This is a genomic window from Micromonospora sp. KC723, assembly GCF_004348595.1.
GTDB lineage: Bacteria > Actinomycetota > Actinomycetes > Mycobacteriales > Micromonosporaceae > Micromonospora.
This window is the reverse complement of record NZ_SMKD01000011.1, coordinates 1-26,214: the sequence shown is the minus strand read 5'-3', so window position 1 is coordinate 26,214 and position 26,214 is coordinate 1. Positions and strand designations below refer to the sequence as shown.

The window sequence follows — 26,214 nt, the reverse complement described above, 5'->3', positions numbered from 1 at the left end:
GGCCCGGGGTGGAATCCGGGCTGCCTGTCCCGTCGTTAGGATGAGGACGCGACGGACGAGTCGACCGGGCGGTCGCGTCGGCGGGCCACGGCCCGCCGCCGAGGAACGTCCGGACTCCACAGGGCAGGGTGGTTGCTAACGGCAACCCGGGGTGACCCGCGGGACAGTGCCACAGAAAACAGACCGCCGGTCCGTAACGGGACGGTAAGGGTGAAACGGTGGGGTAAGAGCCCACCAGCACCCCGGGTGACCGGGGTGGCTCGGTAAACCCCACCCGGAGCAAGGCCAAGAAAGGGCCGTCACCGCAAGATGACGGCCCGGCGCAGACGCTCGAGGGCTGCCCGCCCGATGTCTGCGGGTAGGCCGCACGAGCCTGTCGGCGACGGCAGGCCGAGATGGATGACCGCCGCCGGCGCGGGCCCCGCGAGGGGTACGCGCCGGGCACAGAATCCGGCGTACAGGTCGACTCGTCCGTCGCCCACCAGGCCAGCCGCCACCAAGTGACGGTTGGCCTGGTGTTTCTTCGGGCATTGCCGGTCATCATCAATCATCTTCGGGCCGGCGTCCGACGCCCTGGTGACGTGACGGCCCCGACGGCCTGGGAGCGGCCTGATCCTGGACTGCGAGCTGCTACTGGCTCATCGACTGACCGACCGCCACCTCGTCCCAGGTGGAGCCGGCGGGCAGGTACCAGGTGGCCGATCCGGCCCCGAGGGCGTGGGCGACGACCAGGCGGGCGTGCGCGTCCAACTCGGGCAGCCGGTCCGGCGGGAACCACTCCACCGCCAGCGACTCGTCGTCGTTGACACGCGCGGTGCCGGAGATCAGCCGGCAGTGGAAGCCGAGGTTGAGGTACTCGCAGCGGTCCCCGTTCGGATAGGTGTGCGGGTGCGAGACCACGCTGCTCAGCCGGATCGGCTCGACGCGCAGCCCGGTCTCCTCCGCCACCTCCCGCACCACGGCGGTGGCGGGCTGCTCACCCGGCTCGACGATCCCGCTCACCACCGACCAGCGGCCGTCGTCGGTCCGCCTGCCGAGCAGCAGCGCGCCGCGGTCGTCGCACACCACGGCGCTCACGCTCGGCAGCAAGAGCAGATCGTGGCCGACGTGCCTGCGCATCCGACGGATGTAGTCCGGTACGCCCATCCGGCGACCCTAGCCCCCGCGGTCGCGCCCTGTGTCGGCAGGCGGCGGGGTGTCAGCCGGACCAGGCCAGGTCGCGGCTCACCCGTTGGTAGTGCCGGGCCAACTCCGCGTCGATCCGCTCCGCGCGGGTCTCGGTGACCACCACCCGAGGGTGCTGCCCGGCGCGGGCGGTGAGCATCCGGTGCCGCAGACCGGCGGGCGGGTGGGACGCGAAGAGCGACACCTGCTCGCGCAGGGAGAGCTGGCGCAGCAGGGGCAGTCGCTCGCCGGCTCCGGCCAGCGACCTCGCCACGCCCGCCCGCCACGTCGCCGGTCCGTGCCCGGCGCGCGATGCCTGACGGACGACCAACGCCACCGACTCGCCGCTGAGCAGGACGTCGAGCAGGCCGGTCGCTCCGGCGGTGCCGGCGGCCCTGGCCGACATCTCGTCGGCCAGGTACTCGGCCCGCTGGCTGTCCCGCAGCGCCGTCACCACCAGGAGCAGGTGACCGGCGAAGAGCAGCCGGGACAACAGCCACGACAGCATCTGGCGGCAGTCCCAGGCAGAGCACCCGTCGCCGGCGCAGCCCCATCGACGTCGCGTACGCGTTGATGCTCCCGTCGACGCCGACCACGTGCGGCACCGGTGCGCCGATCGCCGCCGCCACCTCCTCGACCAGGGCGTGCAGTTGCGGTGCCTGATCCCGCGAGAGCACCTCCCTCTCCCGGTCCAACCGCCCGAGGCGGGGCCGTAGCACCACCGCCAGACCGAGCAACGCCAGCCCGGCGACGACGGCGAGGTTCGGGAAGGGGTACGCGAAGAGCAGCGCCGCCGCCATCGCCACCACTCCGGCGGCCAGCAGCAGCGAGACGAACGCGGTGATGACCCCGGCCACCCCCAGCCCGGTCGCGTCCAGCGGGCGATCCACGAGCGCGGCGTACTGCTGCCGGGTCAGCCGGTCGGCCCACGACCAGCCGAACTCCGGCGCCTGCCGGTCCTGGTCGTAGCCGTCCAGGTTCCACTCGCAGCGGGCGCACCAGGGCAACGCCTCGCGCACCGAAACGGTCGTCGCACCGCAGCGCGGACAGGATCCCGTCCCGGCCGTCGTCCTGGTCACGACCGCCGATCCTGCCGGTGCCGGCTGCGCCGTGGTACCGGCCGTTCAGCGGAGCCGGTCACGACGGGCACGGCACCCGTTCCAGCGCCGCCGGACCGGGGCCCGAGCCCACCACCTGCGCGAAGCAGCCGTACGCGGTGGCCCGCTGCCACCCGAAGACGCTCGACGCGGTCTTCGCCACGCGAACCCGGAAAACCAGCCGGACGCCGGCGGCGCCGGTCTCCAGGGTGAGCACCTCGACGCCGTCGGCGCGGTCGGCGATCCCGCGCAGCGTCGCCTGCCCGGCCGCCGGGTCGGCCAGCAACTGCGTGCGCGTCCACTGGGCGGTCGCGATCACCTCGCGGGCGGCCCGCTGCTCCAAGCGTTGCTGCGAGCGGTCCCGCAGCAGGGGCGTCGCCACCGTCCCGACCGCGGTCAGCACCACCGCGACAGCCCCGGCGATCAGGCCGTGTCGCGTCCACGCCGATCTTCCTCCCCCGAAACGCACCCCGGGATTCTGCGTCACCGACCGGCTTCCCGGCTGCCCCGTCCTCCGCGGGCCGGTTCCGTTGTTCCCGCCCGCAGGCCCGTGAGCAGGTCTAATGTGGAAGCCGGCGCGTATTTGTCCGATCCGGTGGCGGCCGGGCTGCTCTCGGTGCACAGTGATCTCATGAACGACAGCGGACGTGGCGGGCACTACTACTGGTGCACGCGACACCACCGGGTCGAGACCGATGCCGACGTGTGTCCCGCCCGGCACGTTCTCGGGCCGTACGCCTCAGCCGCCGACGCGGAGAACGCCCTGCAGAAGGTGCGGGAGCGTAACGAAGCGTGGGAGGCCGAGGACGCCCGCTGGGCCGGGGAGGGCAGATAGGCGGCGCGGGACAGCCCGCGTCGAGGAACTCCGTGCCTCCAGGCGAGGCACGCGAGCGCATGTCCCCAAGGAGGGAACCGAGATGGCCGAAGCACAACAGGCCACCACCCGCCCGGCCGCCAGGAAGTCCGCCGCGGCGGAGCGGCGCGCCGGCACCACCGTGGCACGCCGGTCCGTACCGGCCACCGTGACGGCCCGGAGGGCGCCGGCCGGCAAGACGTCACCGAGCGCCGCGGGTGCTGGGACCGGGCGTGCCCCGGCGAGCACGGCGACCGCCGCGAAGAAGACCACGGCGGCGAAGAAGACCACGGCGGCGAAGAGGACCACGGCGGCGAAGAGAACCACGGCGGCGAAGAGAACCACGGCGGCGACGAAGGCGCCGGCGACGAAGAGGACCACGGCGGCGACGAAGACCGCCGTGAAGAAGGCCCCGGCGACCAGGACGACGGCGAAGAAGGCTCCGGCCAAGAAGGCCGTCACCAGGACCACCGCCGGGGCGAAGAAGACCACGGCGACGGCGAAGAAGGCCGGCACCGCCGCCCGGAAGACCACCGGCGCGGCGAAGAAGACCACCACCGCGAAGTCCACCGCGGCCGCCCGGAAGGTGACCTCCACCGGCAGGAAGGCCACCGCCGCGGTCCGCAGGAGCGCCGGCACGGCGAAGAAGACGACCACGGCCGCCGCGAAGAAGACCACCACGGCGGCGAAGAAGGCGCCGGTGACGAAGACCACCACCAGGAAGGCGCCGGCGACGAAGACCACCGCCGGGAAGGCGCCGGCGAAGAGGGCGACCGCCACGTCGTCGACCACCGCCCGTAAGGCGGCGGCGAAGACCACGCCCGCGAAGAAGACCACCGCCCGCAAGGCCCCGTCGCGTACCGCAGCCGCCCGCGCCGCCGCGCCGACCGGTACCCGCTCGCGCGCCCGGAAGGCCACCGGCTGACCGTACGGAGACGACCGCCCCTGTGCCGGAGAGCGGATCATCGGCGGGGCTGCCAGGATTGACCCGTGGTCATCCGACGTGTGTTGGCGCCCCGCATCGACTTCGGTGCGCTGCGCCGCGAGCTGGGACTGCCGGACGGTTTCCCGGCCGCGGCGCAGCGCGAGGCGGACGAGGCGGCCGCCGCCCCGCCGCCCGACCGGGTCGACCGCACCGACGTGCCCTTCGTCACGGTCGACCCGGCGACCTCCCGTGACCTCGACCAGGCGATGCACCTGAGCCGCCGCCCCGGCGGCGGCTTCCGGGTGCGGTACGCCATCGCCGACGTCGCCGCCCACGTCCGCCCCGGCGGTCCGCTGGAGGCGGAGACCTGGCGGCGTGGGCAGACCGTCTACCTTCCCGACGGCAACGTGCCGCTGCACCCGCACACACTCAGCGAGGGCGCGGCCAGCCTGCTGCCCGACGTCGACCGGGCGGCGGTGGTGTGGACCCTCGACCTCGACGCCGACGGTGACACCGTCGCCGTCGCGCTGGAACGCGCCCGGGTACGCAGCCGCGCCAAGCTCGACTACGTCGGGGTGCAGGCCGCCGCCGAGACCGGGACGCTGCCCGAGCCGATCGCCCTGCTGCCCGAGATCGGCGCTCTGCTCACCGCCCGGGGACTGCGCCGGGGCGCGGTCAACCTGCCGTTGCCCGAGCAGGACGTCGAACCCGACGGTGACGGCTGGCGGCTGGTGCTGCGCCCCCCGGTGCCGATGGAGGACCACAACGCCCAGATCTCCCTGCTCACCGGGATGGCCGCCGCCGACATCATGCTCGCCGGCGGGATCGGCCTGCTACGGACCATGCCGCCGCCGAAGCCCGAGGCGGTGGCCCGGCTTCGTGCCGCGGCGACGGCGCTGGGCGTGCCCTGGTTGAACGGGACCAGCATCGGCGAGCTGCTGGCGGGGCTGGACACCACCCGGTCCCGGGCCGCCGCCTTCGTCGACCAGGCGGCCGAGCTGATGCGCGGGGCCGCGTACACGGCCTTCGACGGAGAGCCGCCCGAGCAGCCGGAGCACGGCGGCGTCGCCGCCGCGTACGCCCACGTCACGGCCCCGCTGCGGCGGCTGGCCGACCGGTACGCGACGGAGGTCTGCCTGGCCCTGCACGAGGGCCGGCCGGTGCCCGACTGGGCCAGGGCGGCGCTGCCCCGGCTGCCCGAGGTGATGGCCGCGACCGACCGCACGGCCGGCGCCGCCACCCGGGGCGCGATCGAGCTGGCCGAGGCGGTGCTGCTCGCGCACCGGGTGGGGGAGACCTTCGCCGCCGCCGTGCTCGACGTGGACGCCCCGCCCAACGGGCAGTCGAGGCCGGGCCGGCAGCCCGGCGGCACGGTGGCGTTGGACGACCCGCCGGTGCGCGCCCGGTGCGTCGGCCACCTGCCGCTGGGCGAGCGGATCCAGGTCCGACTGGTCACCGCCGACCCGGCCCGACGCACGGTGATCTTCGCCCACGACTGACCCTCGGGGCGGGGTTTGTCACAGTGACGGGCGCTGCTGCCCGGCGGGACCGTTTGCGAGGATGATCGTATGGCTTACGACGCGACCACGCTGCCCGACGTCTCCGGGCTGACCGTCGGCATCATCGGTGGCACCGGCGACCAGGGGCGGGGTCTCGCCTACCGGTTCGCCCGGGCCGGGCAGACGGTGCTGATCGGTTCCCGTTCCGCCGAGCGCGCCGCCGAGGCCGCCGCCGAGATCGCGGCCCTGCCGGGGGTGCCGGCCGGGACCGAGGTGACCGGGGCGGGCAACGAGGAGGTCGCCCGCCGCAGCGACGTGGCCGTCATCGCGGTGCCGTGGGACGGGCACGCCGCCACCGTCGCCGCTCTGGCCGAACCGCTCGCCGGCACGATCGTGGTCGACTGTGTCAACCCGCTCGGCTTCGACAAGCAGGGCCCGTACGCGTTGCCGGTGGCGGAGGGCAGCGCCGTGCAGCAGGCCGCCGCCCTGCTGCCCGACTCGCGGGTCTGCGCCGCGTTCAACCACGTCAGCGCCCCGTTGCTGGCCGACCCGGAGATCGACCGCATCGAGCTCGACGTGCTGATCTGCACCGAGGACCGGGAACTGGTCGACATCGTCGGGGCGTTGGCCGCCCGGATCCCCGGCATGCGCGGCATCTACGCCGGCCGGTTGCGCAACGCCCACCAGATCGAGGCGTTCACCGCCAACCTGATCGCCATCAACAAGCGCTACAAGGCACACGCCGGCATCCGCGTCACCGATCTCTGATGACCGACGCCGCGCGGATCCTGCCCGGATCCGTGCGAGAACCGCTGTCGTAGGTGGATGTCAGGGTGTTCGCATGACGTGGCAACTGACGGTTGACTGCCGGGACGCGTCCCGGCTGGTCGGGTTCTGGGCGGCGGCGCTGAGGTACCGTCCGCAGCCTCCGCCGAGCGGCTTCCCGACCTGGCGGGCGTGGTACCTGTCGGTGGGGGTGCCCGCGGCGGAGCTGCCCGAGGGTGACTGCCAGGATCGGATCGAGGATCCCGCCGGCGGGGGGCCGCCCATCTGGTTCCAGCCGGTGCCCGAGGCCAAGTCGGTGAAGAACCGGCTCCACATCGACCTTCGGCCCGGCGGCGGCCGGACGGTGCCGCTGCCCGAGCGGCGGGCCCGGGTCGACGCCGAGGTGGACCGGTTGGTGGTGCTCGGGGCGCGGGTGCTCGGGGCGATGGACGATCCGACGAACGACTACTACTCGGTGCAGCTCGCCGATCCGGAGGGCAACGAGTTCTGCGTCAGCTGATCCCTGATCGGCGGGCCGGGACGCGGGGAGAGCGCCGCAGTGGGCGGGCCCCGCCGGTCGCGCGGCGGGCCGACCTGTCGGCACGCCGCGACCGGCGGGGCCCGGGATCAGAAGTTGACGTTGACGCCGACCTGCTTGCAGGCGGCGTTGGCGTCCGCACTGGCCTTTCTCAGGCCGGCGCCGTCCGCGGCGGCGGTCATGTCCGCGGCGCCCGCCACCTTGCCGGCCTCCGTGCCGAACGCGGCCAGGGCAGTCGCCACCTCGCTGCCGGAACCGCCGGTCGCGGCCGTCGCCACCATCCCCTCGGCCATGTCGGTGTAGGCCTTCTTCATCAACGGCGTCGGGTCCTGACCCGACGACACGGCCTTCACGACGGCCGCCTTCGACTCGTCGCCGATCTTCTTCGCCGCCTCGCAGAGCTTCTTGTCGCTCGCCGGGTCCGCGGCGGCAGCCGAGGACCCGGTGGCGGAGGGGGTGTCCGCGGTGGCGGAGGTGGTGGTGGACGGCGTGGGAGCGGCCGTCGTCGACGGCTCCTCCCCGCCGCACGCCGCGAGCGTCAGCAGGGAAACAGAGGTCAGGACAACAGTTGAGAAACGAGCACGAGTCACGGACGGGCACCCTAGCGGTTTGCCCCGGTCCGTGCGTACCCGTCCCCGTCGTCCCGGCCCGTGGCGGTCAGAAGGTGTGCTCGGCGGCCGGGAACTCGCCGCCGCGTACCTCGTCGGCGAAGCGGCGGGTCGCGTCGGCCAGCGCCCCGGCCAGGTCGGCGTACCGCTTGACGAACCGGGGCGCCCGCCCGGTGCGCAGGCCCGCCATGTCCTGCCAGACCAGCACCTGCGCGTCGGTGTCGGGCCCGGCGCCGATGCCGACGGTCGGGATGTCCAGCTCGGCGGTGATCCGCTTGGCCACCTCGCCCGGCACCATCTCCAGCACCACCGCGAACGCGCCCGCCTCGGCCACCGCCCGGGCGTCGGCCAGCACGTCGTCGGCCGCGTCACCGCGCCCCTGCACCCGGTAGCCGCCCAGGGTGTGCTCACTCTGTGGGGTGAAGCCGATGTGCGCCATCACCGGGATGCCGGCGCCCACGATCGCGGCGATCTGCGCGGCGCACCGCCGTCCGCCCTCCAGCTTCACCGCGTGGCAGCCGCCCTCCTTCATGAACCGCACCGCGGTGCGCAGCGCCTGCGCCGGCCCCTCCTCGTACGAGCCGAACGGCAGGTCGCCGACGACCAGCGACTGCCGGGTCGCCCGCACCACGGCCCGCACCAGCGGCAGCAGCTCCTCGGCGGTCACCGGCAGGGTCGTCTCGTAGCCGAACACGTTGTTCGCCGCCGAGTCGCCGACCAGCAGCACCGGGATGCCGGCGGCGTCGAAGACACCGGCGGTGTACTGGTCGTACGAGGTGAGCATGGCCCAGCGCTCGCCGCGTTCCTTGGCGGCGATCAGGTCGCGGGTGCGGACCCGTCGGGTCGCCGGGCCGCCGTAGAGGGCGGTCACCTCGGTCGGGGTGGACTCCACCATGACTGTCTCCTCTCCTCGAGGCCGCTGTCGCGGTCCCCGGGTACCTGCCGCGATCGTCGCACCGGGCGACCCCCTCCGGGCAGGGTGCAGTGCAGGATGTCACTCCCGGACGTGCCGGGGCGGGGCCCGGGTGCCGGACCCCGCCACGACCACGAACCCGTCGGCGGCCACCGGTGGGTCGCGCAGCCGGGAGAAGTCAGCCGTTCTCCCGCCAGCGGTTGGTGATCGGCAGCCGGCGGTCCCGCCCGAACGCCTTCATGGAGATCTTCGTGCCCGGGGCGGACTGGCGGCGCTTGTACTCGGCGATGTCCACCAGCCGGAGCACCTTGTCCACCACCGCCGGGTCGTGCCCGGAGGAGACCAGCCCGTCCCGGCCCAGGTCGCCGTCGACGTAGCCGATCAGGATCGGGTCGAGCACGTCGTACTCGGGAAGGCTGTCGCTGTCGAGCTGGCCGGGGCTCAGCTCGGCCGACGGCGGCTTGCCGATGGAGTTCTCCGGGATCGGCGGGGTCTCGCCCCGGGCGGCGGCGTCGGCGTTGCGCCACTTCGCCAGCCGCCAGATCAGCGTCTTCCAGACGTCCTTGACCGGGTTGAAGCCGCCGACCGAGTCGCCGTAGAGGGTGGAGTAGCCCACCGCCAGCTCGCTCTTGTTGCCGGTGGTGAGGACCAGGTGCCCCTCCTGGTTCGACAGCGCCATCAGGACCACGCCCCGCACCCGGGCCTGGAGGTTCTCCACCGCCACCCCGGCCAACGACAGGTTGGCCAGGAACGTGTCCACCATCGGCTGGATCGGCTCGATCCGGTAGTCCAGCCCGGTCCGCTTGGCCAGTTCCTCCGCGTCGACCCGGGAGTGCTCCGAGGAGTGCTGGCTGGGCAGGGAGACGCCCACCACCCGGTCGGGCCCGAGCGCGTCGACGGCGAGCGCCGCCACCACCGCCGAGTCGATGCCGCCGGAGAGGCCGAGCACCACGGAGGGGAAGTGGTTCTTGTTGACGTAGTCACGCAGGCCGAGCACCAACGCCTGCCACACCTCGGCCTCGTCGGCGACCGGCGCCATCGTCCCACCGTCGGCCGCCGGGCCCACCGGGGCAGGCGGGATCGCCGCGACGGTACGCCGCAGCACCCGCATCCCGTCGGCGAGTTCCTCGGCCTCCGGGCCGGGCGGGCCCGCCTCGGGCAGCTCGACGTCGTGGACCAGCAGGTGTTCGACGAACTGCGGGGCGCGGGCCAGCAGCGTGCCGTCGGCGGCCACGACCATCGAGTCGCCCTCGAAGACCAGCTCGTCCTGCCCGCCGATCATGTTGACGTACGCGATGGTGGCGCCGGCCTCCGCGGCCCGGCGGCGTACCAGCGGCAGCCGGATGTCGTCCTTGTTCAGCTCGTACGGCGAGCCGTTGATGTTGACCACCAGGCCGACGCCGGCCTGCCCGGCCACCGCGAACGGGCCACCGGCCTGCCAGAGGTCCTCGCAGATGGTCAACGCGACGTCCACGCCGCCGACCCGCACCACGGTCAACGCGTCTCCCGGGACGAAGTAGCGGTCCTCGTCGAAGACGCCGTAGTTGGGCAGGTGGTGCTTGAAGTAGGTGGTCACCACCGCGCCGCCATGCAGCAGCGCGGCGGCGTTGCGGGCCCCCCGGCCCGGCTGGGCGTCCCCGGCGACCTGGGGCGGGCCGTCGGCGTCGAGGTAGCCGACCACCACCGGCAGGTCGCCCAGACCGTCGCCGGCCAGGTCGGCGGCGAGCCGGTCCAGCGCGGCCTTCGACGCCGCCACGAACGAGCGGCGGAAGACCAGATCCTCGACGGGGTAGCCGGTCAGCATCATCTCCGGGAAGGCGACGAGCTGGGCGCCGGCGTCGGCGGCCTTACGGGTCCAGGCGCGGACCAGCGCGGCGTTGCCGGCGAGGTCCCCGACGGTCGGGTTGACCTGGGACAGGGCGAGACGCAGGGTGGGCATGTGTTCATCTTGCCCCAGCCGGCCCGCGCCAATCAGCGGCGGCGGACGAGACGACGGCCACCCGGCGGGGGCGGGTGGCCGGGCATGATCCGCCGGGCGGGACACCGCAGGACGCGCGCCGGCAGGTCGCGTAACGTCTGCTTAACCAGGCCGGTGGAGACTGGGCGATCAGACCGGGCCGGCACCGGACGTACGTCGTGAGAGGTTGGGGAAGTGGACCGTCAGCAGGAGTTCGTCCTCCGTACGCTGGAAGAGCGGGACATCCGGTTCGTCCGGCTGTGGTTCACCGACGTGCTCGGCACGCTCAAGAGCGTGTCGGTGGCCCCCGCCGAGCTGGAGGCGGCCTTCGAGGAGGGCATCGGTTTCGACGGCTCGGCGATCGAGGGCTTCGCCCGGGTCTTCGAGTCCGACATGGTCGCCATGCCCGACCCGACCACCTTCCAGGTCTTCCCCTTCGAGGGCGGGGTCAGCGGCGAGAGCGCCCGGATGTTCTGCGACATCCTGCTGCCCGACGGCAGCCCGTCCTGGGCCGACCCGCGCCACGTGCTGCGCCGGATGCTCTCCAAGGCCGCCGAGAAGGGCTTCACCTTCTACACCCACCCGGAGATCGAGTTCTTCCTGCTGGAGAACGGCCCGCAGGACGGCTCGGTGCCGGTGCCGGTGGACACCGGCGGGTACTTCGAGCACACCACGCACGCCGTGGCGCGGGACTTCCGCCGCCAGGCCGTGCTGGCCCTGGAGCGGATCGGCATCTCGGTGGAGTTCAGCCACCACGAGGTCGCCCCCGGCCAGCAGGAGATCGACCTGCGCTACGCCGACGCGCTGACCACCGCCGACAACATCATGACCTTCCGGCACGTGGTCAAGGAGGTGGCGCTCTCCACCGGGGTGCAGGCCACCTTCATGCCGAAGCCCTTCACCGACCAGCCGGGCAGCGGCATGCACACCCACCTGTCGCTGTTCGAGGGGGAGCGCAACGCGTTCCACGACGCCGGCGACCCGATGAAGCTCTCCAAGGTGGCCAAGTCGTTCATCGCGGGCCTGCTCGCCCACGCCCGCGAGTACACCGCCGTCACCAACCAGTGGGTCAACTCCTACAAGCGGCTCTTCCCGCAGGCGCTGCCGGACCGGATCACCGAGAGCCCGGCGTACGTCTGCTGGGGGCACCTCAACCGCTCGGCGCTGGTGCGGGTGCCCGCGTACGGCAAGCCGAACTCGGCCCGGGTGGAGGTCCGCTCGCTGGACTCGGCGACCAACCCCTACCTGGCCTTCGCGGTCATGCTCGGCGCCGGCCTCAAGGGCATCGAGGAGGGCTACGAGCTGCCGCCGGGCGCCGAGGACGACGTCTGGTCGCTGTCCAGCGCCGAGCGCCGGGCCATGGGGTACGAGGCCCTGCCGGAGAACCTGGCCGAGGCGATCGACGTGATGGCCGGGTCCGAACTGGTCGCCGAGGTGCTCGGCGAGCACGTCTTCGACTTCTTCCTGCGCAACAAGCGCGCCGAGTGGGAGCAGTACCGCCGCGAGGTCACCCCGTACGAGCGGCAGCGCTACCTCTCGCTCTAGATCATCCTTGCGTCGGAGGACTATCGTCTCGTTCACCGTGCCGGCACCCCGCCGGCCGGTGGACGGGCGGAGGCGGTCAGGTGCTGGAGGATCTGCTCAGCGGAGCGTGGCAGAGCGTGGTCTACGGGGTCGTCGGGGTGATCCTGATGGCCGCCGGGTTCCTGCTGGTGGACGTGCTGACCCCGGGGAAGCTGCGCGAGCTGATCTGGGTGCGGCGCAACGGCAACGCGGCGCTGCTGCTGGCCGCCAACCAGCTCGGCATCGCCGGGATCGTCTTCACGGCGATCCTCACCAGCTACAGCGACTTCGCCAAGGGGCTCGCCTCCACGGTGATCTTCGGGCTGGTCGGCCTACTGATCATGGCGTTGGCGTTCTTCGTGCTCGACCTGCTCACCCCCGGGCGGCTCGGTGAGATCGTCTGCTCGGACGAGCCGCACCCGGCGGCCTGGGTCAGTGCCGCCACGCACTTCGGTGCCGCGCTGATCGTCTGCGCCTGCATCGCCTGACGCCGGCTGTCGTACCCCGGGTCTAGCCTGCCCGGGGTGAACCGGACCGACCGTCTCTACGCCCTGGTGGAGGAGCTGCGGGCGGTGTCGCCCCGGCCGCGCAGCGCCCGCTGGCTGGCCGCGCGTTTCGAGGTGAGCACCCGCACCATCGAGCGGGACATCGCCGCCCTGCAGGCCGGCGGTGTGCCGATCTGGGCCGAGCCCGGCCGCACCGGCGGCTACGTCGTCGACCGTGCCCGTACCCTGCCGCCGGTCAACCTCACCGCCGGTGAGACGGTGGCGATGGCCCTCGCGCTGCACCGCCTCGGCGGCACCCCGTTCGCCGCGGCGGGCGCCAGCGCGCTGCGCAAGCTGCTCGCGGTGTTGCCGGCCGCCGACGCGGCCGAGGCGCACCGGCTCGCCGGCCGGGTCCATCTGGTCGGCGGCGGGCCGGCCACGCCCGTCCCGGCCGCCGTCGCCGACGCGGTCACCGCGCGCCGCGTGCTGCGCCTGCGGTACGCCGATCGTGCCGGCACCGACTCGGTGCGCGAGGTCGAGCCACTGGGCTATCTCGGCAACCCCACGCACTGGTACCTGCTCGCCTGGTGCCGGCTGCGCGACGCGCTGCGCTGCTTCCGTACCGACCGGATCCTGGCCGTGACGCCGCTTCCGGAGCCGGTCACCCGCCGGTGGCGCCCGGCGGACCTGGACATCCCCACCGAGCGGGTCCGGTCGCTGAGCCTGCTCTGACATCCGCCGGTAAACACCGACAGGACGGTGTCGCCGGCCACCCCGAGGCTGTCTGACGACGCCGGCCGCCCGGCCGGTGCCCAGACAGGAGGTCGCACATGTCCACCACGCCCGTCACCTGGTTCGAGATCGGCACCGACCGCGCGGACGAGGCGGAGCGCTTCTACGGTGAGTTGTTCGGCTGGACGTTCGAGGAGCAGGGCGCGCCGGGCCGGTCGTACCGGGTGACCGGGGCCGGTGGCAAGCAGGGGATCGGCGGGGCGATCCGGGCCACCGAGGACGGCTCGCCGAACTACGCGGTGTTCTACGCGGAGGTGGCCGACGTGGCGGAAACCTGCCGCCGGGCCGAGGCGGCCGGTGGGAAGGTGCTGATGCCGGTGCGCACGGCGCCGAGCGGGCTCCGCTTCGCGCACCTGCTCGACCCGGCCGGCAACCATCTCGGCGTCTTCACCCCGCCGGTAACCGCCTGACCGGCAGTGACCGGCCACCTTGCCGGCCCCGAGTCCGGTCAGCCGAGGGGGCGTCCGGTCCCGCCGCAGGGGCGGGACCGGACGCGAGGGGAGGGGAGGGAGATTACTTGCCGGCGAGGCCCCGGCCGCCCGGACCGTGACCGCCGCCGCCGGGGAAGACGCCTGCCTCGACGGCCTTGGTGATCGCGTCGGCCTGCTCCTGGGTCAGCTTGCCGTCCTTGACAGCCTGGGCGAGCCGCTCCTTGAGCCTGGCCTGCCGCTCCTCGGCGGAGGGGCGTTGCGGCCGGTCCGCCTTGTGCTGCTCGCGGAGCTTCTCCAACGCGGCGGTCACCTTCTCGGTCGGCACGCCCAGTTCCTTGGCCAGCGCCTCGGCGAACTCGGCCTGCCGCTGCGCCCGGCGCTCCTGCCGGCCGCTGTCCTTCTCGCCGCTGCTGGCGCTCGGCGACGGCGTCGGGTTCTCCGCGAACGCCACGGTCGGCACGGCGATGCCCACGCCGAGCACGCCAGCGGCGGCCAGCCCGGCCAGCAGGTGTTTCTTCGAGATCGTGCGGGCCATCCGGTTCCTCCATGTGATCGGTGTGCGATGCCGTGACCGACAGTGACTCCGCTTGCTGAACTGTGCCCGTGCCCACCCTGTCACCCAGCTGAGAATCCACCCAAGGGCGTCAGTGGACGGCGGGGGAGACGGTGAGGGTGCGGGCATCGGCGTCCAGGACGGCCGGGGTGCCGACGGGGACGGTGAGCTGGCCCAGGCCGTGACCGATCGGCAGGCCGCCGAGGACCGGGACACCCAGGTCGCTCAGGCGCTCGGTCAACACGTCGACGACCGTGGTGTCCCAGCCGTCGGCGCACTCCGTGAACTGGCCGACCGCCACCCCGGCGAGCCCGTCCAGCGCGCCGGCCCGGCGCAGCTGGGTGAGCATCCGGTCGACCTTGTACGGCGGCTCCTGCACCTCCTCCAGTAGCAGCACCGCCCCGCGCAGGTCCGGCAGGTCGTGGGTGCCGATCGAGGCGGTGATCAGGCAGAGGTTGCCGCCGAGCAGCGTCCCCTCCGCCCGCCCCGGAATCCGTACCCGGTAGGTTTCCTCCTCGGCGACCGCCCGCACCGTCACCGGATTCGTGGTCATCAGCGCGGCGTGCAGGGACTCCGCCGAACGCAGCGGGGTGCGGTCGTCCCGCCAGGCCGCTCCCGGCCCGTGTACGCCGGCCAGCCGGGCCCCCCGCCAGAGCGCGAACTGCAGGGCGGTGATGTCCGAGAACCCGGCCACCACCTTCGGGTCCCGACGGACCGCGGCCATGTCGATCAGGTCGACGATCCGCTGCGCGCCGTAGCCGCCCCGGGTGCAGACCACCCCGCGTACCCGTGGATCGGCGAACGCGGTGTTCAGGTCGGCGGCGCGCAGCGCGTCGTCACCGGCCAGGTAGCCGCGCCGGGCGTACGCGTTCGGCGCCGGCACCGGGCGCAGCCCCCAGCCGGTGAGCAGCTCGACTCCCCGGGCCACCCGCTCCGGGCGGGTCGGACCGGACGGCGACACCAGCATCACCGTGTCACCGGGACGCAGGACCGGCGGGCGTACGCAGTCGTCGGTGGGCACAACGGCAGAGCCTAGCCGCCGAGGGCGGCTCACCGGTCGGCGTACTGCGCGGCGCACCCGTCCGGGGCCACCGGCTAGCCTCGACGTCGTGGCGACCGCGTTGGTGATCGAGAACGACCCGACCGACGACCTCCGCCGGCTGGGGGAGTGGCTGACCGAGGGAGGTCTCGACCTGCGGGTGCTGCGCCCGCACTCCGGCGACGCGCTCCCCGCCGACCTGACCGGGTACGCCGCGCTGGTGGTGCTCGGCGGCGACCAGCGGGCGTACCCGCTGCCGGACGGCACGCCGGGCGCGCCCTGGTTCCCGGCCCTCGAAGGGCTGCTGCGCAAGGCCGTCCGGCACCGGGTGCCCACCCTCGGCGTCTGTCTCGGCGCGCAGCTGCTGGCCACCGCGCACGCCGGCCAGGTCGAGCGCAGCCCCTCCGGCCCCGAGGTGGGCCCCGGCGTGGTCGGCAAGCGGGACGCCGCCGAGCACGACCCGCTCTTCCGCTACGTGCCGCTGATTCCCGACGTGCTCCAGTGGCACGTCGACGAGATCACCGAACTGCCCCGGGGAGCGACCCTGCTGGCCGCCTCCACCCGCCACCCGCACCAGGCGTTCCGCCTCGGCGACCGGGCCTGGGGCCTGCAGTTCCACATCGAGTGCGACACCGCCATGATCGCCCACTGGGCCCGCGACTCGACGCTCCTGGCGGAGCTGGGCTACGACCCGGAACTGGTGGTGGCGGCCTGCGACCGGGTGATGGCCGACGTCGAGGAGGTCTGGCAGCCGTTCGCGATCCGGTTCGCCGCCCTGGCCCTGGGCGAGCTGGACGACGCCACCGTCCGCCCCAGCCTGCCCCTGCTCGGGCATTGAGATGACCCGACCGACCAGGGGACGGCTGGCCCGCTACGGGTTCGCCGAGGGCGACGGCGGGGCGCGGGCGGCGGACCTGCTCGGCCCGGACGGGCTGGGGCTGTGGCGCACCGACGAGCAGGAACCGGTCGACGAGCCCGCCACCGAGCTGCTCGCCGCGCTGTCCCGGGCCGCCGACCCCGACCTGGCGTTACGTCAGCTCCACCGCATGGTCGAGGCGGAACGCCGGGGCAACGGAGCCCCGGACCACGACACCGCCCGGCCGGCGCTGCTGGACGCGCTGCACGCCGACCCGGGGCTGCGCCGCCGGCTGCTCGCCGTGCTCGGCGCCTCGTCGGCCCTCGGCGACCACCTGGTGGCCAACCCGCAACAGTGGACCGTGTTGGCCACCGCCCCGGACGGGCTGGCCCCGATCGCCGAGGGGCGGCTCGACCTCGACCTCGCCGGGCGGCTCACCGCGTCCACCCAGCCGGTGGCGGTGCTGCGGCAGGCGTACCGGCTGGCGCTGCTGCGGATCGCGGCGGCCGACCTGACCGGCGGGCGAGGGCTGGAGCAGACCATGGGGGCGCTCTCCGCGCTGGCCGACGCCACCCTCGCCGCCGCGTACGAACTCGCCGTCGGCGAACTGCCGGACGGGACCCCCCGGCCCCCGCTGGCGGTGGTGGCGATGGGCAAGTGCGGCGGCGACGAGCTGAACTACGTCTCCGACGTCGACGTGATCTTCGTGGCCGCCGACGACGCCGACCTGGCCGTCGCCACCCGGGTCGCCGCCCGGCTGATCGGCGTGTGCGGGCTGGTCGCCTGGCCGGTCGATGCCGCGCTGCGCCCCGAGGGCAACCGGGGGCCGCTGGTGCGTACCCTCGCCAGCCACCTCGCCTACTACCAGCGCTGGGCCCGCACCTGGGAGTTCCAGGCGCTGCTCAAGGCCCGGCCGGCCGCCGGTGACCTCGACCTGGCCCGGGCGTGGATCGACGCGCTGGCCCCGCTGGTCTGGCGGGCCGCCGAGCGGCCCGAGGCGGTCGAGGACGTCCGCGCCATGCGCCGCAAGATCATCGACAACATCCCGCCCAAGGAGCTGGAACGCGAGATCAAACGCGGCCCCGGCGGGCTGCGCGACATCGAGTTCGCCGTCCAGCTGCTGCAACTGGTGCACGGCCGCGGCGACGAGTCGCTGCGGGTCGCCGGCACCCTGCCGGCGCTGCGCGCCCTGGTGGCCGGCGGCTACGTCGGGCGCGCCGACGGGGAGGCGCTGCTGCGCGGGTACCGCTTCCTGCGCGGCGTCGAGCACCGCCTCCAGCTGCAGGGCCTGCGCCGGACCCACACCGTGCCGACCGAGCCGGCCGCGCTGCGCTGGCTCGCCGCCGCGCTCGGGTACACCGCCACACCGGGCCGCAGCACCGTGGAGAGCTTCCGCGCCGACTGGGTCGCGCACGCCACCGAGGTACGCCGGCTGCACGCCAAGCTGCTCTACCGGCCCCTGCTGGAGGCGGTGGCCCGGGTGCCGGCCGACGGGTTGCGGCTGACCCCGGAGGCGGCCCGCCACCGGCTGGAGATTCTCGGCTTCGCCGACCCGGCCGGGGCGCTGCGTCACCTCCAGGCCCTCACCGGCGGGGTCAGCCGCACCGCCGCCATCCAACGCACCCTCCTGCCGGTGCTGCTCAGCGAGTTCGCCGACGCCCCCGAGCCGGACCGGGGCCTGCTCAACTACCGGCAGGTCTCCGACAAGCTCGGTTCCACCCCCTGGTACCTGAGGGTGTTGCGCGACTCCGGCCCGGTGGCCCGCCGGCTGGCCCGGGTACTCTCCTCCTCCCGGTACGCCGCCGACCTGCTGGCCCGGGAACCGGAGGCGCTGCGGCTGCTGGCCGAGGAGAGCGAGTTGGCGCCGCGCCCCCGGGAGGTGCTCTGCGACGGCTTCGCGGCCGCCGCCGCCCGGCACGACGACCCGGTCGAGGCCACCCGCGCCATCCGTGCGCTGCGCCGCCGGGAACTGGTCCGGATCGCCTGCGCCGACGTGCTCAGCCGGGCCGGTGGGCTCGCCCCCCGCCCCGAGCGAGGCGCGCCGGCCGCGCCACTGGCCGACGTGACCGCCGTGGGCACCGCGCTGGCCGACGTCACCGACGCCACCCTGGCCGCCGCGCTGCGAACCGCCAGGGCCGCCCAAGCCGCGCTGCCCGGCCTGCGCTTCGCGGTCATCGGCATGGGCCGCCTCGGCGGCTACGAGTCCAACTACCTGTCCGACGCCGACGTGCTCTTCGTCTACGACCCGCCCCCCGGGGCGGACGAGAGCGCGGCCAGCGCCGCCGCGCACGGCGTCGCCGAGGAGCTACGCCGGCTGCTCGGCATGCCCGCCCCCGATCCACCGCTCGGCGTCGACGCCGACCTGCGGCCCGAGGGCCGCCAGGGGCCGCTGGTGCGCAGCCTCGCCGCGTACGCCCAGTACTACGCCCGCTGGTCCAAGGTGTGGGAGGCGCAGGCGCTGCTGCGGGCCCGGTTCGTCTGCGGCGACGCCGACCTGGGCGCCGAGTTCCAGGCGATGGTCGACCCGATCCGCTACCCGGCCGGTGGGCTGACCCACGAGCAGGTGGTGGAGATCCGCCGGATCAAGGCCAGGGTGGAGACCGAGCGGCTGCCCCGGGGCGCCGACCCGGCCACCCACACCAAGCTCGGCCGGGGTGGCCTGGCCGACGTCGAGTGGGCGGTGCAGCTGCTCCAGCTCCGGTACGCCGGAGCGCACCCGGGACTGCGCGGCACGCGTACCCTCGACGCGCTCGCGGCGGCCCGCGACGCCGGCCTGGTCGACCCGACCGACGCCGCGGAGATGGCCGCCGGCTGGACCCTGGCCGCGCAGGTCCGCAACGCGCTGATGCTGGTCCGGGGCCGGGCCGGTGACCAACTGCCCCGACACGGCGTGGAGCTGGCCGGGGCGGTGCGGCTGCTCGGCCGCGACGACCCCGGCGCGTTCCTCGACGAGTACCTGCGCACCGGCCGCCGGTCCCGGGCGGCGATGCGGCGGGTCATGGAGTCCTGACCCGCACACGCTGTCAGCGGCGGCGTACCAGCACCAGGTGGTCGACCAGGGTGGCCGGTTGCCCGTCCGGCCCGGTCACCTCCCGCACCGGCGCGTCCAGCCGTTCGGGGTGCCAGCCGTCGTGGTCCAGGTCGAGCGTGGCCAGGGTTTCCTCCGGGGTGGCGAACCGCACGTGCGGCGGGATCGTCCGGGACCACGACGGCGGGGCGCCGTGCTCGACGATGAGGAGTCGGCCGCCCGGTGCCACCGCCCGGGCCGCGGCCCGCAGCACCTCGGTCCGGGGGAACTCGATCATCGACTGGAGGAACTGGGCGGAGACCAGGTCGTAACTGCCCGCCGGGAAGGTCCGGGCCAGGTCGTGCTGCCGGAAGTCGATCCGGTCGGCCACCCCGGCCGCGGCGGCCTCGGCCGCCGCGCGGTCCAGCGCGGTACGGGAGACGTCGACCGCGGTCACCCGCCAGCCCCGCCGCGCCAGCCAGATCGCGTCGGCGCCCTCCCCGCACCCCAGGTCCAGCGCGGTGCCGGACGGCAGCGCCTCGGCGACCTCGACGAGCCGGACGTTGGGCCGGCCGCTCCACCGCCGCTCCCGCTCGGCGTAGAGCTTGTCCCAGTGCCGGGCGGTCTCCGCGTCGATCAGCCCGTCCGCCGGTGCCGCCGGGTCACCGGCCGTAGCCTCGGCGCTCCGTCCGCCGTCCGTCGCCTCGGCGGTAGGCCCGGCGGCCGTGGCCGCGCGGCGGGCGGCGACCGCCCGGTCGGTCTCTTCGGTGACCAGTTCGGCGTTGAGCGCCGCGCCGGCCTGCATACCCGCTGCCATGGCGACGGGCACGGTGGCCATCGGGTTGGTCACGTTGCCCGCGACCCGTACCCCCGGCACGGTCGTCGCGCCCTGCGGATCCGCCGGGACGTGGTCGCCGATCACCGCCCCGGCCACCACGAACTCCTGCGTTGCGAGGCCGAGCCCGGCGAGCAGGTCGGCCCGTGCCCGCACGCGGGGCGCCACCGCCAGCGCCTGCCGGGGTACCACCGCGCCGGAGGCGAGCCGCACGCCGGTGAGCCGGTCGTCGGTCACCTCCACCGCCGTCACCTCGCCCTCGACGACCCGCACCCCCCGCGCGGCGAGCTGCTCCGCCTGCTCGGGTGGCAACGCCGGCCCGGTGTGCGCGAACAGCACCACGTCGTCGGTGAGCTGGCGGAACAGCAGAGCCTGGTGGACGGCGGTGGGACCGCTGGCGAGCACGCCGACGGCCTGGTCGCGGACCTCCCACCCGTGGCAGTACGGGCAGTGCAGCACGTCCCGGCCCCACCGTGCGGCGAGCCCGGCGACCTCGGGCAGCTCGTCGACCAGCCCGGTGGTCACCAGCAGCCGGCGCGCGAGCACCCGTCGTCCGTCGGCCAGCTCCACGAGGAACCGGAGGCCGTCCGGGGCGTCCGACGGGCGGGCCGTGGCCACCGTGCCGTCGGTCACCTCGACGCCGTACCGGGCGAGTTCGGCGCGGCCCCTCGCGTACAGCTCGGCCGGGGGCACCCCGTCGCTGGTCAGCAGATTGTGCACCTGGGCGGAGGGGGCGTTGCGGGGTGCGCCGCCGTCCACCACCAGCACCGACCGGCGGGAGCGGCCCAGGGCCAGGGCTCCGCTCAGCCCGGCGGCTCCGCCGCCAACCACCACCACGTCGTACAGGTCTGTCATCGTCGTCTCCACTTCCGTTCGGTGCTCCGGATCGTCCGGGTCGCCGGCCGTGGTGACAAGAAATGTTGCCGGGATGGCAAACTCACGGGATGACGGAGGACGCTTTCCCCACCCCGGATGCCCCGGACGAGGTCCTGACGGCCGTCGGGCCACGGCTGCGGGCGCTGCGCCAGCAGCGGAACGTGACCCTGGCCCAACTCTCGGCGGCCACCGGGATCTCGGTCAGCACCCTGTCGAGGCTGGAGTCCGGGGGCCGCCGGCCCACCCTGGAGCTGCTGTTGGCGCTGGCCCGGTTCCATCGCGTGCCGCTGGACGACCTGGTGGGCGCGCCGGAGACCGGAGATCCCCGGGTCCGGCCCCGGCCGGTGCGCCGGGGGCAGGTGACCATCCTGCCGCTGACCCGCCGGCCCGGCGGCGTCCAGGCGTACAAGATGATCTACCCGCCGCGGTCGGCCACCCGGGAGCCGGAACAGCAGGTGCACGAGGGGTACGAATGGTTCTACGTGCTCTCCGGTCGGTGCCGGTTGATGCTCGGTCGGCACGAACTGACTCTGGAGGCGGGGGAGGTGGCCGAGTTCGACACCCGCACGCCGCACTGGTTCGGCAACCCGTTCGACACGCCGCTGGAGATCCTCAGCCTCTTCGGACCACAGGGCGAACGGCTGCACGTCCGCGCCCGCTCCTCGCCCGCCTGATCGCCGCCGCCCTCGTCGCATTCCGCCAGCCGGATGCCGCCCTTTGCCGACCGGTCGACGTCGGCCGGTGGGCATTGGTAGTCGCTACAGCACTTGAGTACAGATGTGCGTCACCGGTGGATGGCGTTGCGCTGCGGATAGCTTGTGCTCAGGACTTTGCCTGCCGGCAGCAGCTTGTTGACCCGCATTCGTACTCAAGTGCCACAGGCTGCTCAACAGATGTTCGGCCTGCTGCGTCGGCGACCCGTCCGGGGCGTCAGGCCCCCGGGCGCGGCGACCAGCGGCACCGGGTCGGTGTGGGCTCCCACGCGAACCGTGGTACGAATGCTCGGTGCCGACGACCAGCCGTGAGCAGCCCGCGCGTCCCGTTCTCACGGCGCTGGCGGTGTCGGTGGTGCTCGCCGTCGCGTTCCTGCTCGCCCCCCCAATGGGGACCGACCTGTCGGCCCAGGTCGCCCGGGCCGGCTTTGCCGCCCGGCACGGTTTTACTCCCGTCGATTTCTCCTGGTACGGCGGAGTCCACCAGTTCGGCTACAGCCTCTACACCCAGTTGCTCGGCGCGCTAGTCGGCGTACGCCCGCTCGGGGCGGTGGCCGCGGTGGTCTCGTCGGCGGCGCTGGCGTGGCTGTTCGCGCGGTCCGGGGCCCGACGGCCCATGCTCGGCGCCATCCTGGGCGCGGTGGTGCTGGTCGGGAATCTGGCCAGCGGCCGGATCACCTTCGCGGTCGGACTCGCATTCGGATTCCTCGCGCTCTGCGTGGTGAGCGCGGACCGCGTAACCCGGCCGATGCGGCTCGCCGTGGCCGTCCTGCTCGCCGCGCTCACCACCTGGGCCAGCCCGGTCGCCGGGCTGTTCACCGGACTGGCCGGCACCGCGCTGCTGATGGCCGCCCTGCGTCGCGGTGACGGCCCGGGACGGCCGCTGCCGCTCGGTTGGCGGGCCGACCGCCCGCTGGCTGAAGGCCTCGTCCTCTGCCTCACCCCCGCACTTGCGCTCGCGCCGATGGCCGTGCTGTTCGGCAACGGCGGCACCCAGCCGTACTCGGCCGAGTCGATGCGGATCAACGTCGCGCTGGCCGTGCTCGTGTACGTCCTCGTGGGCCGACGACGCCGGGTGCTCCGCATCGGCGCGCTGCTCACCGTGGTGTTGCTGGTCGCCGCTTTCTACCTGCCCAGCCCGATCGGCTCCAACGCCCTGCGACTGCCCATGCTCTTCGGGCTACCCCTGCTCGCCGGGTACGCCACGGTGCGCGGACCGTGGCTGGCCGGGCTGCTCGTCGCCCTCGTCTGGTGGCAGAACCCGGTGATGGTCAGCGACGTGACGCGCGCCGGCTCCGCGGAGAGCGCCGCCACGTTCTACCGGCCACTCACGGACGAGTTGGCCCGACGGCAACCGGTGGGTCGGGTCGAGGTGGTGCCGCTGCGCGACCACTGGGAGTCGGCATACGTCCCGCCGACGGTTTCGCTGGCCCGGGGCTGGGAACGGCAGGTCGACACCGACCGCAACGCCCTTTTCTACAAGGATCGATTGACGACTGACTCATACGCGCGGTGGCTCCGCGCCAACGCCGTCCAGTACGTCGCTGTCGCGCCCGAGGCTCCACCAGACCGCTGGGCGCGGGACGAGGCCGAACTGGTCCTCGCCGGCCAGCCCTACCTGCGCGAGGTATGGCGCAACCCGGATTGGCGGCTGTACGTCGTGTCCGATCCCGCACCGTTGGTGAGCGCTCCGGGCCGGCTGGTCTCCGCCGATCAGGCCCGGGTGCGGTTCACCAGCGACCGGGTCGGAGACGTACAGGTCCGCGTACGGTGGTCGCGCTGGCTCTCGCTGCCGGGTGGGGACGGATGCCTACGGCCCGGCCCTGGTGGGTGGACGGAGGTCCGGGTCCGCACCCCGGGCGACTTCTCAATCTTTAGCGACCTTCTGCCGGCGGGCCACTGCTGACTGAAGCTGCGCGCGCCGGTGAGGGATAGGCGCTGCGCCTGTCGACGAACACACTGTTCGTCGACAGGCGTAAAGCTCATGCGGCGGATAAGTTCCTCAGGCGGTGAACCACTGGGAACATTCGCGGTCCGTGTTGTTCGGGCCGGCGCACACCCGGTACGAGGTGATGAATCCGCCGCCCAGGGGAGGCTCGGAGCCACAGCCACTACTGGCGCCGTTCGCGTCTCCGACATGGTCGGTGATGCCGTTGCTCGTTCTGTACCACGTCCGCACTCCCCAGCCCTCATCATTTGAATCGCAAGCGGAAGCGGCAGTGTGGCTGGTGTTGACGCAACCCGTCCCCCGGTCGGGCAGAGGCACGCATGTCCCATGTGCCTGCGCGGTACCGGGTGCCGCGAGTGCGAACGGGACGGCGAACACCGTGGCTGCCAAGGCGAAACGATGCCTTCTCAACATTCCTGGTCTCCTAATCTTCCTGCTCGTTATTTGTCTGCGCACTCTGGGGATTCCCCGGTGCTTTATTGGGAGAAATAATGGCCGAAAATTGCCGCAGAGTGTGCTGATGTGACACAGTCTGGCGTGGTCATGGTCGTCCCGCTAGACTTTTGGAAAGTTTTGGGACATCGAGGGATGCGGTGTTCCAGCCAGCTCATGCACCGACCGTGAAACGGGGGTTGGGATTTGTGGAGGAGTTTGCCCGCAGGTCTTTCGGAAGCGGCGGAGCGTCTGGTGGTTGAGCTGCGGTTCCTCAAAGACAATGCGTCATTGAGTCTCACCCGACTGGGTCAACGGACCAGTTACAGTAGGTCATCCTGGGAGCGTTGGCTCAACGGCAAGCAGTTGCCGCCGCGGCAGGCGGTGGAGAGCATGAGTGCCGTTTGCGGCGGCGACAGCGGCCGATTGGTTGCGCTGTGGAAGGAAGCGGTCAGGACTCACGCGGCCGGGCCGGGGGTACGACGCCTGGCTGCTGTTGCTCTCCTGAACAGTGCGCCCCGTCAGCGGTCCCGTCCTTTCTCCGGGGAGACCTGTCGGCTGGTGGCCCACGTCCGGCGCCTGGTCGACCGATCAGGACTGGATGTGGTTCGCTTGGAGGAGATAACCGACCTCAGTCGCCACACTTGGAAGCGATGGCTGAACGGGCAGGAACCGCTTCCGAAGCATGCTCTTCTCTACCTGGTTGCCGCCTGTGCCGAAGAGACCCCTGACCTTGTGGCGTTGTGGGAGGAGGCTACGAGGAGTCCCTAGCTTCGATCGCCACGGGACTGGCATCTTGACCGGCGGACGGGGGCATGCCGCCACCACGGCGTTAGCGTCGATCATCAGTACCAGCGCGGCCATACCGAGATCAGGTGCGGCGATGTTCAGCCAACACCCGATAGGGCCACCGGCCCACCTCCGGTCCGCGACCACGGTACTGGCAGCATGTCCGATGTGCCTCACCACCTCTCGCGCTGGGTCGGACTGGCCGGCTCCGTCCTGCTCGCCGTGGCCGCGTACCTGGGAGGTGCGCTGCCCGACGGGGACCTGCGCCCCACCCCGGTCAGCATCTGGCAGGGCCGGCACGGGCCGCTGATCCTCGCCGCCTGGCTGCTCGGAACCGCGCTGATGGGCTGGGCCTGGTGGACGCTGCGCGACCGGGTGCCCTCGGCCCGGTGGGCGCTGGTCACCGCCGGCCTCTGGCTGATCCCACTGCTGGTCGCTCCGCCGTTGGGCAGCCGCGACGTGTACGCGTACACCTGCCAGGGCGCCAGCTACGCGGCCGGGATCAGCCCGTACGAACACGGCGTGTCGGCGCTGCCCTGCCCCTGGCTGGACACCATCTCCCACATCTGGCGGGACACCCCCGCGCCGTACGGGCCGCTGTTCGTGATGCTCTCCGGCGCGATCGTCGGGGCGACCGGTTCGCTGTACGCCAGCATCGCGCTGTTCCGGCTCGCCGCGGTGGTCGGCGTCGGGCTGACCGCCGCGTTCCTGCCGGTGCTGGCCCGCCGCTGCGGCGTGCCCACCGGCCGTGCGCTCTGGCTGGCGCTGGCCTCCCCGCTGGTCGGGGTGCACCTGGTCTCCGGCGCGCACAACGACGCGCTGATGGTGGGTCTGCTGGTCGCCGGGCTGGCCGTGGTGGTGTCCCGTCCCGGCCGCTTCTGGCCGCTGCTGGCCGGGGGGGTGCTGCTCGGCCTTGCCGGCGGGGTGAAGGTCACCGCGCTGGTCACGGTGCCGTTCGCCGCCCTGGCCGCGATCTCCGGGCCGTACTCGGTCAAGGGGCTGCTGCGCGACGGCGGCCCGGTGGTCGGCGGCGCGCTCGCCACGGTGGTCGGCGCGACGCTGGCCGCGGGCCTCAACTTCGGCTGGATCTCCGGTCTGGAACAGGGCGCCCTGGTGGTCGCCTGGACCTCGCCGCCGACGGCGGTCGGGCAGACCGCCGGGTACGTCGCCGCGCTCTTCGGCGCACACGTGGACGCGCTGCCGGTGACCCGGGCGATCGGCGTGCTGGTGCTCGCGGTGCTCCTGGTGAGGCTGTGGTGGCGGGCCCGGACCCGGGACCCGCTGTGGCACGCCGGGCTGGCGCTGGCCGCCACCGTCGCCCTTGCCCCGCTCTTCCATCCCTGGTACTGGATGTGGCCGCTGACCGTGCTCGCCGCCACCGCGCACCGCACCGGCTGGTTCAGCCTGGTGGCGCTGGTCTCGTCGTTCCTGGTGCTGGCCGACGGCACCGGCCTGGCCCGGTACACCAAGTTTCCCGGTGCGCCGCTGATGACGCTGTTGGTGATCGTGGTCGCCGTGCGGTTGGTACGGTCGGCTCGGGCGGCCCGCCGCCCGGCCCCCGCCGACTGAGGAGAGG

At 73.4% G+C, this 26,214-nt stretch carries 23 protein-coding genes and 1 other RNA gene; 14 read left to right on the top strand and 10 right to left on the bottom strand.

What is annotated here, in order from left to right:
- Positions 1-56: 56 nt before the first annotated feature.
- Positions 57-474, top strand: an RNA gene (gene rnpB / locus E1165_RS04810) — RNase P RNA component class A.
- A gap of 156 nt (positions 475-630) precedes the next feature.
- Here the strand turns inward: rnpB and E1165_RS04805 are convergent.
- The 4 genes from E1165_RS04805 to E1165_RS28815 all read right to left on the bottom strand — a co-directional run bounded on the left by E1165_RS04805 (position 631) and on the right by E1165_RS28815 (position 4,032).
- Positions 631-1,146 (bottom strand): NUDIX domain-containing protein, encoded by a 516-nt coding sequence (locus E1165_RS04805; protein WP_132388105.1) that lies wholly within the window; start codon positions 1,144-1,146, stop codon positions 631-633.
- Positions 1,147-1,198: 52 nt separating this feature from the next.
- Positions 1,199-1,672 (bottom strand): hypothetical protein, encoded by a 474-nt coding sequence (locus E1165_RS29715; RefSeq protein WP_243704586.1) that lies wholly within the window; start codon positions 1,670-1,672, stop codon positions 1,199-1,201.
- 629 nt (positions 1,673-2,301) lie between these two features.
- A complete protein-coding gene (locus tag E1165_RS04795; RefSeq protein WP_132388103.1) occupies positions 2,302-2,730 on the bottom strand; it encodes a hypothetical protein in 429 nt (142 codons plus the stop codon).
- A gap of 270 nt (positions 2,731-3,000) precedes the next feature.
- Entirely contained in the window at positions 3,001-4,032 is a 1,032-nt protein-coding gene (locus tag E1165_RS28815; protein ID WP_165945139.1) for a hypothetical protein, read from the bottom strand.
- Positions 4,033-4,104: 72 nt separating this feature from the next.
- On the opposite strand from E1165_RS28815, the gene E1165_RS04780 reads away from it, so the two are divergent.
- From E1165_RS04780 to E1165_RS04770, 3 genes are all read left to right on the top strand, one after another.
- Positions 4,105-5,538 (top strand): RNB domain-containing ribonuclease, encoded by a 1,434-nt coding sequence (locus E1165_RS04780; RefSeq protein WP_132388099.1) that lies wholly within the window; start codon positions 4,105-4,107, stop codon positions 5,536-5,538.
- A 69-nt stretch (positions 5,539-5,607) separates the two neighbouring features.
- The gene (npdG, locus tag E1165_RS04775; protein ID WP_132388097.1) at positions 5,608-6,306 is read left to right on the top strand and encodes an NADPH-dependent F420 reductase; all 699 of its coding nucleotides are present in this window, start codon (positions 5,608-5,610) and stop codon (positions 6,304-6,306) included.
- Between the two features lie 73 nt (positions 6,307-6,379).
- Positions 6,380-6,823, top strand: coding sequence for a VOC family protein (locus E1165_RS04770; protein ID WP_132388095.1), 444 nt, complete (start codon positions 6,380-6,382; stop codon positions 6,821-6,823).
- Between the two features lie 107 nt (positions 6,824-6,930).
- Here E1165_RS04770 and E1165_RS04765 read toward each other — a convergent pair whose 3' ends face one another.
- The 3 genes from E1165_RS04765 to E1165_RS04755 form a co-directional block, all read right to left on the bottom strand.
- The gene (locus E1165_RS04765; protein ID WP_132388093.1) at positions 6,931-7,431 is read right to left on the bottom strand and encodes a hypothetical protein; all 501 of its coding nucleotides are present in this window, start codon (positions 7,429-7,431) and stop codon (positions 6,931-6,933) included.
- Positions 7,432-7,498: 67 nt separating this feature from the next.
- Entirely contained in the window at positions 7,499-8,344 is an 846-nt protein-coding gene (gene panB, locus E1165_RS04760; protein WP_132388091.1) for a 3-methyl-2-oxobutanoate hydroxymethyltransferase, read from the bottom strand.
- A gap of 196 nt (positions 8,345-8,540) precedes the next feature.
- Positions 8,541-10,301: an NAD+ synthase gene (locus E1165_RS04755; RefSeq protein WP_132388089.1), complete on the bottom strand. Its 1,761-nt coding sequence runs from the start codon at positions 10,299-10,301 to the stop codon at positions 8,541-8,543.
- A 213-nt stretch (positions 10,302-10,514) separates the two neighbouring features.
- On the opposite strand from E1165_RS04755, the gene glnA reads away from it, so the two are divergent.
- The 4 genes from glnA to E1165_RS04735 all read left to right on the top strand — a co-directional run bounded on the left by glnA (position 10,515) and on the right by E1165_RS04735 (position 13,569).
- On the top strand, positions 10,515-11,864 hold the full coding sequence (gene glnA, locus E1165_RS04750) for a type I glutamate--ammonia ligase (RefSeq protein WP_132388087.1): 1,350 nt from the start codon (positions 10,515-10,517) through the stop codon (positions 11,862-11,864).
- An 80-nt stretch (positions 11,865-11,944) separates the two neighbouring features.
- Positions 11,945-12,370, top strand: a complete 426-nt coding sequence (locus E1165_RS04745; RefSeq protein WP_132388085.1) for a DUF350 domain-containing protein — start codon at positions 11,945-11,947, stop codon at positions 12,368-12,370.
- 36 nt (positions 12,371-12,406) lie between these two features.
- Positions 12,407-13,099 (top strand): YafY family protein, encoded by a 693-nt coding sequence (locus E1165_RS04740; RefSeq protein WP_132388083.1) that lies wholly within the window; start codon positions 12,407-12,409, stop codon positions 13,097-13,099.
- Positions 13,100-13,197: 98 nt separating this feature from the next.
- Positions 13,198-13,569, top strand: coding sequence for a VOC family protein (locus E1165_RS04735; RefSeq protein ID WP_132338882.1), 372 nt, complete (start codon positions 13,198-13,200; stop codon positions 13,567-13,569).
- Positions 13,570-13,672: 103 nt separating this feature from the next.
- Here E1165_RS04735 and E1165_RS04730 read toward each other — a convergent pair whose 3' ends face one another.
- The gene (locus E1165_RS04730; RefSeq protein ID WP_132338884.1) at positions 13,673-14,125 is read right to left on the bottom strand and encodes a hypothetical protein; all 453 of its coding nucleotides are present in this window, start codon (positions 14,123-14,125) and stop codon (positions 13,673-13,675) included.
- A 109-nt stretch (positions 14,126-14,234) separates the two neighbouring features.
- Positions 14,235-15,110: an LD-carboxypeptidase gene (locus E1165_RS04725; protein WP_371687302.1), complete on the bottom strand. Its 876-nt coding sequence runs from the start codon at positions 15,108-15,110 to the stop codon at positions 14,235-14,237.
- A gap of 142 nt (positions 15,111-15,252) precedes the next feature.
- Here E1165_RS04725 and E1165_RS04720 point away from each other — a divergent pair, with 142 nt between their 5' ends.
- Positions 15,253-16,020 carry a type 1 glutamine amidotransferase gene (locus tag E1165_RS04720; RefSeq protein ID WP_132388079.1) on the top strand — a complete coding sequence of 256 codons (768 nt, stop codon included), beginning with the start codon at positions 15,253-15,255 and terminating at the stop codon, positions 16,018-16,020.
- A gap of 1 nt (position 16,021) precedes the next feature.
- Positions 16,022-19,048: a bifunctional [glutamine synthetase] adenylyltransferase/[glutamine synthetase]-adenylyl-L-tyrosine phosphorylase gene (locus tag E1165_RS04715; protein ID WP_132388077.1), complete on the top strand. Its 3,027-nt coding sequence runs from the start codon at positions 16,022-16,024 to the stop codon at positions 19,046-19,048.
- Between the two features lie 13 nt (positions 19,049-19,061).
- On the opposite strand, the gene E1165_RS04710 is transcribed toward E1165_RS04715, so the two are convergent.
- Positions 19,062-20,735 (bottom strand): methyltransferase domain-containing protein, encoded by a 1,674-nt coding sequence (locus tag E1165_RS04710; protein ID WP_132388075.1) that lies wholly within the window; start codon positions 20,733-20,735, stop codon positions 19,062-19,064.
- An 89-nt stretch (positions 20,736-20,824) separates the two neighbouring features.
- Here E1165_RS04710 and E1165_RS04705 point away from each other — a divergent pair, with 89 nt between their 5' ends.
- The 4 genes from E1165_RS04705 to mptB all read left to right on the top strand — a co-directional run bounded on the left by E1165_RS04705 (position 20,825) and on the right by mptB (position 26,207).
- Positions 20,825-21,430 (top strand): helix-turn-helix domain-containing protein, encoded by a 606-nt coding sequence (locus E1165_RS04705; RefSeq protein ID WP_132388073.1) that lies wholly within the window; start codon positions 20,825-20,827, stop codon positions 21,428-21,430.
- Positions 21,431-21,761: 331 nt separating this feature from the next.
- The gene (locus E1165_RS04700; protein ID WP_132388071.1) at positions 21,762-23,375 is read left to right on the top strand and encodes a hypothetical protein; all 1,614 of its coding nucleotides are present in this window, start codon (positions 21,762-21,764) and stop codon (positions 23,373-23,375) included.
- A 729-nt stretch (positions 23,376-24,104) separates the two neighbouring features.
- On the top strand, positions 24,105-24,620 hold the full coding sequence (locus E1165_RS30625) for a helix-turn-helix transcriptional regulator (protein ID WP_165945137.1): 516 nt from the start codon (positions 24,105-24,107) through the stop codon (positions 24,618-24,620).
- A 186-nt stretch (positions 24,621-24,806) separates the two neighbouring features.
- A complete protein-coding gene (gene mptB, locus E1165_RS04690; protein WP_207916572.1) occupies positions 24,807-26,207 on the top strand; it encodes a polyprenol phosphomannose-dependent alpha 1,6 mannosyltransferase MptB in 1,401 nt (466 codons plus the stop codon).
- Positions 26,208-26,214: the final 7 nt, after the last annotated feature.